The 14666-nt window shown below is 39.7% G+C and carries 11 protein-coding genes; 10 read left to right on the top strand and 1 reads right to left on the bottom strand.

Annotated elements, in window-relative coordinates:
• The first annotated feature begins 27 nt into the window (after positions 1-27).
• From NSQ61_RS14105 to NSQ61_RS14060, 10 genes are all read left to right on the top strand, one after another.
• Positions 28-1260: an acyl-CoA dehydrogenase family protein gene (locus NSQ61_RS14105; RefSeq protein WP_066247169.1), complete on the top strand. Its 1233-nt coding sequence runs from the start codon at positions 28-30 to the stop codon at positions 1258-1260.
• Between the two features lie 22 nt (positions 1261-1282).
• Positions 1283-2491, top strand: a complete 1209-nt coding sequence (locus NSQ61_RS14100) for an acyl-CoA dehydrogenase family protein (RefSeq protein ID WP_066247166.1) — start codon at positions 1283-1285, stop codon at positions 2489-2491.
• Positions 2492-3473: 982 nt separating this feature from the next.
• On the top strand, positions 3474-4499 hold the full coding sequence (locus NSQ61_RS14095; protein ID WP_130157495.1) for a methionine ABC transporter ATP-binding protein: 1026 nt from the start codon (positions 3474-3476) through the stop codon (positions 4497-4499).
• Positions 4489-5151, top strand: a complete 663-nt coding sequence (locus NSQ61_RS14090; protein WP_066247161.1) for a methionine ABC transporter permease — start codon at positions 4489-4491, stop codon at positions 5149-5151. Before NSQ61_RS14095 ends, NSQ61_RS14090 begins: the two co-directional genes overlap by 11 nt.
• Positions 5152-5182: 31 nt before the next feature.
• Positions 5183-6073, top strand: a complete 891-nt coding sequence (locus NSQ61_RS14085) for a MetQ/NlpA family ABC transporter substrate-binding protein (protein ID WP_063386546.1) — start codon at positions 5183-5185, stop codon at positions 6071-6073.
• Positions 6074-6181: 108 nt separating this feature from the next.
• On the top strand, positions 6182-7552 hold the full coding sequence (locus tag NSQ61_RS14080; protein ID WP_340807374.1) for an LLM class flavin-dependent oxidoreductase: 1371 nt from the start codon (positions 6182-6184) through the stop codon (positions 7550-7552).
• A gap of 48 nt (positions 7553-7600) precedes the next feature.
• Entirely contained in the window at positions 7601-8593 is a 993-nt protein-coding gene (locus tag NSQ61_RS14075; RefSeq protein WP_130157491.1) for an aldo/keto reductase, read from the top strand.
• 359 nt (positions 8594-8952) lie between these two features.
• Positions 8953-10212 (top strand): acyl-CoA dehydrogenase family protein, encoded by a 1260-nt coding sequence (locus tag NSQ61_RS14070; RefSeq protein ID WP_130157489.1) that lies wholly within the window; start codon positions 8953-8955, stop codon positions 10210-10212.
• 42 nt (positions 10213-10254) lie between these two features.
• Positions 10255-11469, top strand: coding sequence for an acyl-CoA dehydrogenase family protein (locus tag NSQ61_RS14065; RefSeq protein WP_063388388.1), 1215 nt, complete (start codon positions 10255-10257; stop codon positions 11467-11469).
• 601 nt (positions 11470-12070) lie between these two features.
• Positions 12071-13093, top strand: a complete 1023-nt coding sequence (locus NSQ61_RS14060) for an LLM class flavin-dependent oxidoreductase (RefSeq protein WP_063388387.1) — start codon at positions 12071-12073, stop codon at positions 13091-13093.
• A 718-nt stretch (positions 13094-13811) separates the two neighbouring features.
• Here NSQ61_RS14060 and NSQ61_RS14055 read toward each other — a convergent pair.
• On the bottom strand, positions 13812-14645 hold the full coding sequence (locus NSQ61_RS14055) for a DODA-type extradiol aromatic ring-opening family dioxygenase (RefSeq protein ID WP_094244966.1): 834 nt from the start codon (positions 14643-14645) through the stop codon (positions 13812-13814).
• Between the last annotated feature and the right edge of the window lie 21 nt (positions 14646-14666).

The following is a 14666-nucleotide window of genomic DNA, read 5'->3' as shown; positions in this document are numbered from 1 at the left end:
AAATACGATTAAAGGAGTGCATAAAAGATGTCAATTCAAAATCAATTAAATGAAGCAAGCTCTTTGACTTTTAACGGTCCGGTAAAAGTTGATTCGCCTGAATTAGATCAATTGATTGATGTAATTGCTAAAGACGCTGAGGAACGAAGAAATGCCGGCAGTGAAGAACTGCCTTATCATGCCTTCGATTTAATTCGGCAATCTCGATTGGGTGCTTTACGTCTGCCTGTTGAACTAGGCGGTGGAGGAGCTAGTATTCGTGATCTTTTCTATGTCCTAATCCGTTTAGCTGAAGCCGATCCGGATGTGGCGCACAGCCTTCGTGCCCATTATTGGCAAGTAGAAGAAATACTTCGAAATCCGGATAAAGAACGACGTGAGCAATTGTTGGGAATCGTGGCAAAAGGAGATATTATTGGGAATGCCTTTACGGAAATTTCATCAAAAAATGTTGGTCATTTGATTTTTGAAACAACTTTGACTCAAGATGGCGAAGGGTACCGATTAAGCGGTACGAAATATTTTAGCACCGGTACCATATATTCCGACTGGGTAATCGTTATGGCATCAACCCCTGAAGGAAAACCTGTTTCCGCGTTTATTCCGACAAATCGTGATGGCGTCATCATTGAAGATGACTGGGATGGTATCGGACAAAAATTAACAGGAAGCGGTACAACACGCTTAAACAATGTATATGTCAATCGAGAAGAAGTAACATTTATTGATGAGACGAAGACGCCTTTCAATTCATTTTTACAGCTCTATCTGCAAGGAGTGATAGCGGGTATTTTGCGGAATGTGGTGACAGACGCTAAAGCTTTAGTTCAAGGAAGATCCAGAACCTTTACTTTTGCATCGGCAGATACGCCAGCGGCTGATCCGCTGCTTCAGCAAATTATTGGGCAGCTTTCAAGCAGCGCGTTTGCCGCAGAAGCACTTGTGCTGGCTGCCGCAGATACATTAGACATAGCAGTGAATGAGGCGGTTAATGGAGAAATAGACTTTGATTTAAGTCATGAGGCTTCCCTGCGAGCTGCTCAGGCGAAAGTTATTATCGATCACCTTGCATTACAAGCAGCTACACTTCTCTTTGAGGTTGGCGGCGCTTCAGCTACGAGACAATCCAAGCATTTTGACCGCCACTGGCGCAATATTCGCACACTTGCTTCCCATAATCCGATAGCCTACAAAGCAAGAGCTATTGGCGATTATGTTGTGAATGGTACGAAGCTTCCGATAAGAGAGGTTTACTTCTAAGGATTTTATTGGAGGATGCACAATGGATTTTAACGCAAGCAATCAGACGATTCGAAATGAACGAGATGCAAGGCTCGTAGAATATGCGGAGCGCATTGCAGAGAAAATTCGACAGACAGCTGATAAATATGATGAAACAGGAGAATTTCCGTTTGAGCATATCGAAATCCTGAAAAAAGAGGGTTATCATAAGCTAACAATCCCTAAAGAATATGGCGGTGAAGAACTTTCATTATATGAAATTTTGCTTGTACAAGAACGATTAGCGAAAGCCTGTGGTTCTACGGCACTGGCGATAGGATGGCACTTAATGGCATTCTTTAGCCTTAGGGATTTCCGGCCTTGGAAAGAAGAAATTTTTGCGAAAATATGCAGAGAGGCCGTTGAGGAAGGTTCATTATTAAATGTTTTTGTCACGGAGCGGACATCAGGCAATATTGTAAGAGGCGGAACCCCATCAACAATTGCGAGAAAAACGAAAGACGGATATATCATTTCAGGAAGAAAGGCATTTGCAACATTGGCGCCAATTGTGTCGCATTTTACGATTTTGGCATATGTCGAAGAAGAAGATAAAACGGCCGAATTTTTAATTAAAAAAAATGATTCGGTACAATTGATAGATACATGGAATGTTTTGGGAATGAGAGCAACAGGCAGCCATGATATCGAACTGCATGATGTGTTTGTGCCGGAAGAGGCGTTATTGTCTTACATTGACAAGGGGAAGAACAACCGCTTTAAGGGCAACAGCAGTGCCTACACGCTGCAGTTGCCAGCCATTTATTTAGGGATTGCGATTGCTGCCAGAGATTTTATTTTAAAGTATGCGGCTGAGAAATTTTCACCAAGTCTAGGAGATGTTATTCTAGAGGCGCCGCATGTTCAGGATAAAATTGGAGAAATCGAAATTTTAATCGCTGTATCAAGATACCTGTTATACGGTTTAGCTGAAAAATGGGACCGAAATTTACATGTTCGAGATAAGTTAAGCAATGAAGTCTCTATTACAAAATATACAGTATGTAATAATGCGATCAAAATAGTAGAGCTGGCTATGAGAATCGCAGGCGGTCATTCGTTATCGAAAGATTTGCCATTAGAAAGACATTTTAGGGATGTTCAGTGTGGTTTATATAATCCTCCTTTAAATGACATGGTCGTGAGTCAAATTTCGAAATCCGTGATTGAAGAATATCGAAATAGTTTGAAAGAAGTGCAATTTAAATAGGAGGATGCTGGAGACTGTGGGAGCATTTTCTGCTGCTGAGCAGAAAAGTGCATAATATTTGCTGACTGGAACACCAGAGGCCTTAATTTCATGAAAAATGAAATTAAGGCCTTTCTTGTGCGCCCGGCATGGGTGTAATCTATAGGGTGAAAGTCCCGAGCTGCGAAGGCAGAAGTAGCAGTTAGCTTAACGCAAGGGTGTCCGTGGTGACGCGGAATCTGAAGGAAGCGAGCGGCAAACTTCCGGTCTGAGGAACACGAACTTCATATGAGGCTAGGTATCACTGGGTGAGTTTGCAAGACAAAACAAAGCCCTTTCTGCCGAAGGTGATACAGAGTAAATGAAGCAGATGGATGGAAGGAAAGATTACACTCTTACCCGGGGAGGTCTGGCTGGCACGCCAAGTAACCTTGGTAACCTATCTAGTGATAGATAGCTGAACAGTCAGAAGTCAGCAGAGGTCATAGTATTAGTTGGTCTAGAACAACTAAGAAGGACCGAACAATTAAGAGAGAATAGCCCTTGGCATTCAGTGAGTCATGATGAACACAGAAAACGTAGTACCTCACTTGAGGGAGGAAGCGGTGAATCCCGTGGGAGATCTCTTGGAGGGTGGAGTGACCACTGGCATAAAGAGAACAGCTATTCACGGAAGTTATAAAGACTTGCGTCAATTATCTTAATTGAACCGCCGTATACGGAACCGTACGTACGGTGGTGTGAGAGGACGGGAGTTAATCGCTCCCTCCTACTCGATTTTCACAATATGACAAGGAAAAAAATTTTTTGCATTGCACAAATGTGTCAAAGTATTATGGTTCATCGCCATTTTTCCAAGTTAAACAAATTAAATTAAACATAAAGAGTTAAGATGGGAGAAGCACCATCCCCAAACACTCGAGTAGTTCCCGCATTAAACGTTTTGAACAAAGGGGATATTGTATATAGATCTAGATAAATTTTCGGTTGGTGGAGGAAATTGATGATTAGGCTAGAGAGAGTTAGCAAAATATACGAGTCTGGTGGGAAAAAAGTAGAAGCTGTAAAAGATGTTTCGCTTCACATTAAAAAAGGCGACATTTTTGGAATCATCGGCTTTAGCGGAGCCGGAAAAAGTACACTGCTTAGGTTAGTGAATTTACTCGAACGTCCGACAAAAGGAAATATTATAGTCGATAATTATGATTTGAATTCCATATCTTCGAAAGATCTGCGGCAATTAAGAAGAAAAATTGGAATGATTTTTCAAACATTTAATCTATTTAATTCTCGCACGGTATATGGCAATATTGCTTACCCTTTAAAATTGGAGAAAAAATCGAAGGAGGAAATCCACCAACGAGTTACAGAGCTATTACAATTTGTTGGTCTTGAAGACAAAGCTGACAAATTTCCAGAACAGTTGTCTGGAGGTCAAAAACAAAGAGTAGGGATTGCACGAGCGCTTGCAACTTCACCAGACATTCTGTTATGCGATGAGGCTACCTCGGCTTTAGATCCAGAAACAACAAATGAAATATTAAATCTATTGAAAAAAGTGAATGAAGAATTCAATATTACGATTTTATTAATAACACATGAAATGAACGTGATTCGAAAAATTTGCAATCGCGTAGCGGTTATGGAAAACGGGAGAATCATTGAAGAGGGCGAGGTTTTTAATATATTTTCAAATCCTCAAGAAAAAACGACGAAAAATTTTATCAGTTCGGTTGTAAATGAAAAATTATCTTCGAGCTTGCTTGAAAAGTTAAGGAAGGATCATGAAAGAAAGCTTTATCGAATTGTATTTTCAGGAGACACTGCGAGTCAACCTATATTATCGACATTAACAGCTAAACATAATATTCACTTTAATATCATTTACGGAAGCATCAATGAACTACAAAATCAATTGTTTGGCAATTTAATCGTGGAATTCATTGGAGCTGATTCTCAAATTGAAGAAGTATTAAAAGAGTTGACAGAGATAGTTGAAGTAAGGGAGGTCACAAACGGTGAAAGTTGATTGGACGACGTTTTGGCCTAGAATACTTCAAGCAACAGGTGAAACGATTACAATGGTCATTTTCACATTGATTTTTGCTAGTATTTTAGGAATTATCATGGGACTACTGCTATTTGTCACCCGTAAAGGCAATATTTTAGAAAATAGATTCATCTTTTCATTTTTGAATTTATTAATCAATATTATTCGACCTATACCGTTCATCATATTTTTAGTTGCCATCAGTCCGCTTACGCGATTCGTTGTGGGAACTACAATTGGAACGACAGCGGCTATTTTTCCGATGACCATTGCTGCAGCTTTTGCCATTGCCAGGGTGGTAGAAAATAATTTAGTCTCAATTGATCCAGGTATTATCGAGGCTGCAAAGGCGATGGGGGCATCACCCATTCAAATAATATTTGGGGTACTAATCCCCGAAGCATTAGGGCCTTTAATTTTAGGAATTACATTTATCACCGTAGGACTTATTGATTTTTCCGCCATGGCTGGAACGGTCGGCGGAGGGGGCCTTGGGGATCTTGCGATGACATATGGTTATCAGCGGTTTGATACATCCGTCATGATTGTTACGGTTGTCATATTAATTATTCTTGTTCAAATTGCTCAATTTATTGGCAACATGCTTTCACGTTTCTTTTTACGCAGATAGATCAATCATATATTAGGGGGATTATTATTTTATGAAAATCAAACTATTCCATTTACTAGTAACAATTTTGGTGATTGGCCTCTTGGCAGGCTGCAACAGCAATTCAGCATCTGGGGATAAAAAAGAAAAAGTCGTTACTGTTAAGGTGGGGATTACCGGATCAGATGGACAGTATTGGGACATCATTAAGAAAAAAGCGTTAGAAAAAAATATTAAGGTAGAATATGTCGAATTTTCCGATTATGTGCTGCCAAATACTGCACTTGTCAATGGCGAGGTAGATGTGAACGCCTTCCAGCATCTTGCATTTTTAAGCCAATTTATCGCGGAAAATAATGTGAATATTGTGCCGATTGGCTCAACTGTTGTTGCTCCTTTAGGATTGTATTCGGAAAAATATAAAGATGTATCCGAGATCCCAAATGGTTCAAAAATTGCGGTTCCAAATGATCCGGCTAATTTAGGCAGAGGGCTAAAGGTTCTGCAGCAAGCTGGATTAATTGAGTTAAGGGAAGATGTCGGTCTTTATCCAACAGTAAAAGATATCGTTAAAAATCCAAAAAATATTGAAATAGTAGAAGTCGTTGCCCAACAGACTCCTAGAGTGCTGCCTGATGTAGCCGCATCTATTATCAATGGCGGAATAGCTGGTCAAGCCGGCTACACTTTAGCAGATGCCATTTTTCATGATGATCCAAACAGCAAAGATACACTGCCGTATGTTAACGTTTTTGCCACTTTAGAAAAGAATAAAGACAATGAGGCATATAAGACCATTGCGGAAATTTATCAGACAGAAGAAGTAGCTAAAGCAGTAGAAGAAGATACGAAGGGTGCAAGCATTGTCACAAAGGTGCCAGTACCAGAACTGCAAAAAGAATTAGATCGCTTAGTTGAAAATATAAAACAAGGCAAAGAATAACATAAGAAAGGAATTGTTTATTTGCGAGCAAGGCTGCATTTGAATTTGATGACAATCGACTGATAGAATCGGAATTTGTACTTTTGAAAAGATGCTGGAGTGAGAAATATGGCAAAGCAGATAATATTAAATATTTTTGATATGGCAGGAGCTATGCATAATTCTCACGGATTATGGAAGCATCCTCAAAATAAACGCCATCTTTATTATAATGATCTACATTATTGGATTGAGTTAGGAAAATTGTTGGAAAAAGGGAAGTTTGACACCATTTTCTTTGCAGATGTAGCAGGAGTGTATGATGTCTATCAAAATAGTAAAGATGCTGCGATTCGAGACGGCGTTCAAGTTCCGTTAAATGATCCGGCCTTTATTGTACCAGCGGTGGCAGCTGTTACAGAGCATTTGTCATTTGTAGTAACGGTCAGCACAACGTATGAACATCCGTTTTCAAATGCACGTCGTTTTTCCACATTAGATCACTTTACAAACGGCAGAATTGGCTGGAATGTTGTCACTTCATATTTGCCAAATGCTGCGAAAAACTACGGCCATAAAGAAATTGTTAAACATGACGAGCGTTATGATATTGCCGATGAATTTATGGAGGTTTCCTATAAGCTTTGGGAAGGCAGCTGGGAGGAGCATGCGTTTGTTGGCGATGCGGAAAATGAAATTTTATTTGATCCCGAAAAGGTTCATGAAATAAACCATAAAGGGCGGTATTTCAGCGTAAAAGGCCCGCATTTAACATATCCTTCTGCACAGCGGACACCTGTTATTTTTCAGGCAGGTTCTTCTGAACGCGGCAGAGATTTCGCCGCCAAGCATGCAGAGTGTGTGTTTGTTGGCGGGTCGACGCCCGAAAAATTAAGATTTTATATTCAAGATATTAAAGAACGGGCTGAAAAATACGGACGGAATCCTGATAATATTAAAGCATTTACGTTTTTAGATGTCATTGTGGCAGAAACGACAGAAGAAGCTGAATTAAAATATGAGGAATACAATCGATTGTGGAGTGCTGAAGCGGCAAAAGCTCAATATAGCGGTTCAACAGGCTATGATTTATCTAAATATGAAGATAAAGACGCCTTTTTTGAATATAAGCATACGGAACATGGTCAGTTTCGAGCTGCTTCATTAACGAAAGATGCGCCAAGAAAATTAACTGTTCGAGAAGTGTTAAACAAGTTTGAAACGATCGGAAGGAGTAATGTATTAGTCGGCAATCCCGTTGAAATAGCTGACAGCATTCAATTCCAGATCGAACAAACTGGAATCGACGGGTATAATCTTGCACATCTTATAACGCCTGGAAGCATTGAAGAGTTCATTCATTTCGTTGTTCCGGAGCTGCAAAAACGTGGAATCTATAAAAAAGAATACGAGAAAGGAACACTGAGGGAGAAGCTGTTTGGTACAGGGAAAAAGCTGCTGCCAGATGATCATACAGGCGCAAAATATCGGAATTTTTAACAATTTTAAAGTTTGCTTCTCCTTCAGCTCATAATGTTGGAGGTAATAATGGAATTTCGTACAGTTGGAAGGACAGGCATTCATGTTTCAAATTTATGCTTTGGAACAATGTCATTCGGCGGCATTGCAGATGAAGAAACTTCCATTATGATGTATAAGCAATGTCGAGAAGCCGGGATAAACTTTTTTGATACAGCGAATGTTTATAATGATGGACGTGCTGAAGAAATTCTTGGAAAGTGTATTGCCGGTCATCGAGATGAGATTGTTTTAACCTCTAAAGCAGGCTTGCCTACAGGCAAAGATTTAAATAGCGGCGGTTTATCGAGAAGAAATCTTTTTTTATCAGTTGAACAAAGTTTAATAAGATTGGGCACTGATCGGATTGAATTTTATTTTGTTCATCTGTTTGACGAGTATACAGATATTGAAGAAGTCGTTAGAGCTTTAGATGATTTACAAAAACAAGGGAAGATTTTATTCCCCGCTGTAAGTAACTGGGCTGCCTGGCAAATTGCAAAAGCTCTAGGAATATCTGAAAGAAAACAGCTAGCACGATTTGAGTTAATTCAACCGATGTATAATCTCGTAAAACGGCAAGCGGAGGTAGAAATTTTTCCGTTAGCTCAATCAGAGCAATTAGGTGCCATAACTTACAGTCCGCTCGGCGGAGGCTTATTAACCGGAAAATATAACAGTACAAACAAGCCGGAGCAAGGAAGATTAGTAGAACAAAAGAATTATGAGAAAAGATATAGTCATCAGTATTATTTTACTGTTGCACATCAATTTACGGAGCTGGCGAAACAATTTGGATATCATCCTGCTTCTTTAGCAGTTTCATGGGTATTACATCATCCTGCTGTAACTGCTCCAATTATAGGAGCGCGTAATCCGGAACAACTGGCCCTATCGATTGCTGGGGCAGAAATCCCTTTAACTGCCAGTGAAAGAGAACAGATATCCGCATTGTCAGATGAGCCTCCATTACCAACGGATCATAGTCCAGATGAGGATTTATTTAGCAAATATAGAAAGTAATCCAGAGGAAACGGTGCTAGTGTTTTAAAAATCTAGCATAAGAATCGATTTCACACTTTGACAAATTTGAAATCAGAGAATGGTTATGCTGTCTTTTCCTTTAATGGCAATTTGTGAAAAGCTGTTGGAGCAATCTTTTCTTACGGGATGGTGGACTTAAGTATTCTAATGATGAACATCAGAGCTTGGTAAATGGACATCCATTTCCTGAATCAAAACAATCGTGGTGTAAGCTGCGGTGTAAAACAAACGGATTGATGAAACAGTTGAACGTTTGAACTTTCACATTATTTTTTGCGGTAATACGCGAAAAAGATGTGGTTGGTAAATTTAAAAAACAAAACAGGAGTGTTTGATGAATGTCAAGCCAAAAACCATTAAATCAAAGGATTAACTTCAAAAATAAAGATGAATCAAATTCTCTAACTTTTACCAGCCCAGTAAAAGTTGATTCACCAGAATTAGAATACTTAATTGCTGCAATTGCAGAAGATGCTGAAAAACGCAGAAGTACTGGGAGTAAAGATCATCCATATTATGCCTTTGATTTAATCCGAAAATCTCGATTGGGTGCATTGCGATTACCTGTTGAACTTGGCGGCAGCGGTGCAAATATTCGTGATCTTTTTCAAATTTTAATACGTTTAGCGGAAGCTGATCCAGATGTCGCACACAGCCTTCGTTCACACTTTTCCCAAGTGGAGAAATTTTTGCTGCTTACGGATGAAAAACTCCGTGAAAAGTGGCTGCAAAGAGTAGCCAATGGAGAAATCATCGGCAATGCTTCTGCTGAAATTTCATCCAATAATGCTGGAAATTTGGTTTTTGAAACAACTTTATCACCGGATGGTGAAGGCTTCCTATTGAATGGCAAAAAATACTTTAGTACCGGCACACTGTATGCAGACTGGGTAGTTGTTACGGCATCAACTCATGAAGGAAGGCCTGCATCGGTAATAATTCCGACAAATCGTGAAGGTGTCATCATTGAAGATGACTGGGACGGCATCGGACAAAAATGGACAGGAAGCGGTACTACACGTCTTCACAATGTGTATGTCAATCAAGATGAAATAACATATATTGATGGCTCCAAAACGCCTTTCAACTCTTTTCTGCAGCTCTATTTGCATGGAGTGATAGCGGGCATCTTGCGGAATGTGGTGACAGACGCTAAAGCTTTAGTTCATGGAAGATCACGGACATTCAGTTTTGCTGCTGCGGATACACCTCGACAAGATCCGCAACTGCAGCATGTCATTGGACAGCTCTCAAGCAGCGCGTTTACCGCAGAAACTATTGTCCTAGCTGCCGCAGATGCAATTGATGCTGCTCTGAATTCAGCAGTTAATGGAGTGATCGATTATTCTCTGAGCCATGAAGCTTCCCTGCGAGCTGCACAGGCCAAGGTTATTATAGATCAACTTGCCTTACAGGCCTCGACGCTTCTTTTCGAGGTTGGAGGGGCATCCGCAACGAGACAATCAAAACATCTTGACCGTCACTGGCGTAATATTCGCACTCTTGCTTCACATAATCCAACAGTTTACAAAGCTAGAGCTATTGGCGACTACGTCGTGAACAGTACAGATCTTCCAATAAGAGAGGTTTACTTTTAAGGATGTTTTAAAAATTTTATATATAAAAAGGAGTGTTTAAAAATGAGTAACTATGAAACAATTAACAAAAAGTATTCAAGAGCATTTATTGAGGAAATTAGGGAGAAAGTTAAGCCAATTATTGAAGAAGTCATTAAACCAAGCGCTGAACGAATTGACAAGAGTGGGGAGTTCCCGCGTGAAAGTTTGTTAGCCCTTGCGAAAGAAGGATGGAATTCAGTAACATTTTCTGAAAAATGGGGAGGATTAGATTTAGGATATTTAGGATTTTCCATCGTGGCTGAAGAAATCGGGAAAGTTGATGCGTCAACAGCTTTAGTATATGCTATGCATGTTGGAGCAGCACAAGTAATTGTTTTATATGGAAACGATGATCAAAAGAAACGGTGGCTGCTCCCTATCAGAGATGGTGCGATCGGAACCTTTGCTGTTAGTGAAAAAGCTACAAGAGGTCATGTATGGTTTAGCTTAAGCCAGGCTGAGCGCGATGGCAGCGATTATATCATTAATGCTGAAAAATCCTTTACGACAAGCGGAGGCCAAGCAGATTTTTATATTTTGCAAACGAGAACACCTGATTCTGACGACCCTAGTAACATTAGCTTCTTTATCGTTGACGGCCATAATGACGGTATAGTTGCAAAGCCATGGAATGCATTAGGTGTAAGAGGAAGCCACAGTGGTCCAATTACGTTTAACAATATAAAAGTAAGCGGCCGCGATCTAGTGGGATACGAAGGGTTAGGAAGAGAAATCATGGATGAAGGCGCAAACCCTATTTATATACTGGGTATTGCATCTGTTTGGCTCGGTGTTGCCCAAGGTGCACTAGAACTGGCTGTTAAACATGTTAAGAATGCAGTTAACAAAGGATTTAATAATAGTTTGGCTGACCATCAAGTCATTCGTGAAAAATTGGCAGAAGTGAAAATAAGAATTGCAGGTTTAAAAGCATGGCAGATAGATTTAGCAAGACATTATGATGAATTGCTGGCAGAAGGGCAACCTATAAGCTCATTGGCATCCGAAGTCATAGAATTTAAAGTGAAAGCATCCGAAACAGCAGATTTTGCTGCACGAATTGCGATGGATGTAGCGGGCGGTTATGGCTATATTGAAGGACCTTTTGAACGGCTTTACCGCGATGCCCGGGCAGGAATCCCAATGGCTCCATCTAATAATATCGCCCGCGACCAAGTGGCAAAAATTTTATTAGAATTGCCGTTGAATCTTTGGAATGAGAATGAAAGAAAATAAATCAAACCAGCAATGCATTTTTATTTGGAGTCTGAAATCTGTAAGAACTTTACTGCCTATTTAGGATAATGATGAATGGATGAGTCGGTAGGTCAATTGTCTGTAACGCTGTTAGAATAATTATGAATTAATGAATAAACGACCAATTACTCAAAAAATCTGTTGTTTTTTACAATGTTTTAAAGACTTATTCTGCCAAACTTTAAAAACTCTAGATATAACCATTTCGATGAACTATATGAATAAGCCTCACACTTCTTTTTTATAGTAGGTGTGAGGTTTTATTTTGTAAAAGAGGACATTCGCAATTTTAAGTGGCTGATCATTTACAAGGAGAGTTTTGCTTGTCAGGGAAGCGTATAACAAACAACATTTCAACTTTAAAACAGAAGAAGCATTGGAAAACTGAAAGCGCGAGACTTAAAAGTGTTTTTTCAACGTTTATGGGAAAAGACAGATTTTCACGTTAGACTTCAATGAACCAAAAAAAATCACAAAGCATTTTTCACCGTGAGAAGTTGTGCGGCAGGCAAATTCCTTGTAATACCATTGAACAGTTTTTTACAATCCTTATAAGGAGAGTTTAAAAGGAGTTGAAAAAATGACGAATTCTCAGAAAAAAAGACTGGAAGAGATTGAATTCTCAGTTTTGGATTTGGCTCCTGTTTTATTAGGGAAAACGCCGGCTGACACATTCAAAAACAGTTTAGACCTTGCGCAAAATGTTGAACGATTTGGATATAAACGTTATTGGCTTGCAGAGCACCATAATATGGAGGGCATCGCAAGCTCAGCTACTTCTGTATTAATAGGTTATATTGCAGGAGGTACGAAAACGATTCGTGTAGGATCTGGAGGCGTCATGCTTCCGAACCATGCTCCTCTTGTGATTGCTGAACAATTCGGGACATTAGAGTCGTTGTATCCAGGTCGAATTGATTTAGGGATAGGACGTGCTCCTGGAACAGATCAGGTGACATCCATGGCATTGCGAAGAAATTTACATGGGTCAGTATCAGAATTTCCAAACGACGTCCAAGAACTCATCAATTATTTTGCTCCGAAAGAGAAGCGGAAAGGATATGTACGCGCAGTTCCTGGTGAGGGATTAAATGTTCCTGTTTGGCTGCTTGGATCAAGTACGTATAGCGCTCAGCTTGCAGCAAAGCTTGGACTTCCTTTTGGGTTTGCAAGTCATTTTGCACCGAATCACTTATATGAAGCACTGAAAATATATCGTGACCAGTTCCAGCCGTCAGAACATTTGAAGGAGCCGTATGCGTTGGCGTGTGTGAATGTCGTGGCAGCAGATACCGATGAAGAGGCGAAGTATCTTGCAACCAGCTTGTATCAAATGTTTTTGGGCGTGATCCGAGGAACTTCTAGATTGTTGCAGCCTCCTGTTGAAAGCATGGATGGAGAGTGGAATGAATTTGAAAAAGAAGCGGTACGCCATCAGCTTTATTTTTCGTTTGTTGGATCTAAGCAAACAATAAAAGAGAAGCTTCAAAAATTTTTGGATGACACTCAGGTAGACGAAATAATGGTTGTTTCATATATATACGACCATTCGGCTCGCGTGCATTCGTACCGTATTTTATCTGAGATAAAGAATGAAATGTAGTTCTTTTATTTTAAATATGTTATTTTCGGCAACTATCATTACTGTTTAACTTTTTCAGTTCGGGAAGAGATCTGAGAGCGGCAGACTCCTTTTTCAGAAATGTTATTTATGCTGTCATAAAAGCAACGATGTTTATGAATTGCGGATTCTCGAAACAGGCTATCAGCTTTGCTGACAGCTTGCTATTTTTCTCTGATAGCAGATATTTGATGTAGTTATAACTTTTCTGAAATGGGCTGCCCGATGAGTTCCTAAAATGAAGGATTTTGGAGCAATACTACTGTGAAGGACAAAAAAATCCTGTCCTTCATAGAGGCATGAAGGCAACTAGAAGCAATTGTATGTGCTGAATGTCTGTCATAAAACTTTTGAAGAACCGAATTCAGAAAGAGAGCATAAGAAAAGTCCTTCATAGACTTCTGAAGGATATAACAAGATAGAAAAAATGACCTGTCCGATAAGTTCCTAAAATGAAGGGGCTCCAAAAAGTCAGTTAATCCTGACTTTTTGGACAGCCCCGCAACATTTTTTATATGATGCGATTTTAAGAGAATTGCTGAAACTAGGCAAAAAAAGATGCCATTTCAGGGAATATTCCAATTCTAATAGCCTTATAAAATAACAGTAAACGCTTACAAAACAGGAGGTTCAAAATATTTTTTTTCAAAACGTTGTTGTTTTTTAAACGACGGCATGTTTCTTTATTATTGATTGAATGTTAGTTCTTAACTTTTGGGGCTGCCGGCTGACTTACTTTCTCAAATGTGATCAGTGCGTTCCAGCTGCCGGAAGATTGGCCGTCTGCCCAATATTTCGGTTGGTCATCGTCTTCAAGCATGCTTAATAGCATGGCGAGATGTCTTCCTCCTGATTCTACCTTTGCCAGACGGGCGTATTGAGGAAGCATTTGATAGGCTGCATCATATTCTTTGTTTAATATATAACTAATGAATTGTTTATCTAGTGCATGTTCTGAAGCGGTCGGTTTATTGTGTCTGCCGCGGACTAAATTGTGGGAAAGTGCGCCGCTTGAAACAAATACAATTTTCTTTTCGCTTTCTTTTAATACTTTTGCAATCAGCTGTCCCCATTTATACGTTTCATCTAAAGTGGCAGCCATCGTCACGGACAAATTCACAACAGGTATGTCTTCATTCGGCACAAGGTATCTAAGAGGCACAACCGTTCCGTAATCCCAAACATAGTAAGGGTCGTCTATTCCTACAACTTGCAGTCCAGCATCTTGACCGATTTTTACTAGTTCATCACCAAGCTGTTTATCTCCGGGATATTCATATGGAACATCACGAATTAAATCAGGACATTCAAAAGCGGTTAAAATGCCCTTATGGACAGGAGTGCAATCAACATAATGGAAAAAAGTCGACGGCCAATGGCAGGAAACAAGAACGATGGCATCCGGTTTTAAATCATAAATTGTCTTTGACATCTTTTGCATCTCAATGGCCATATTCTTTTGAAAGTCGGGGACTTGGTCAAAATGGCACATGCTTGGCACATGAGGCGCTAACATAGCCAGCTCAATCGTCATCGCTACTTCTCCTCCTTTAAA

The organism is Aeribacillus sp. FSL K6-1121, assembly GCF_038003725.1.
Lineage (GTDB): Bacteria > Bacillota > Bacilli > Bacillales > Aeribacillaceae > Aeribacillus > Aeribacillus composti.
The sequence above is the reverse complement of the archived record's forward strand: the minus strand, read 5'-3'. Positions and strand labels throughout refer to the sequence as shown.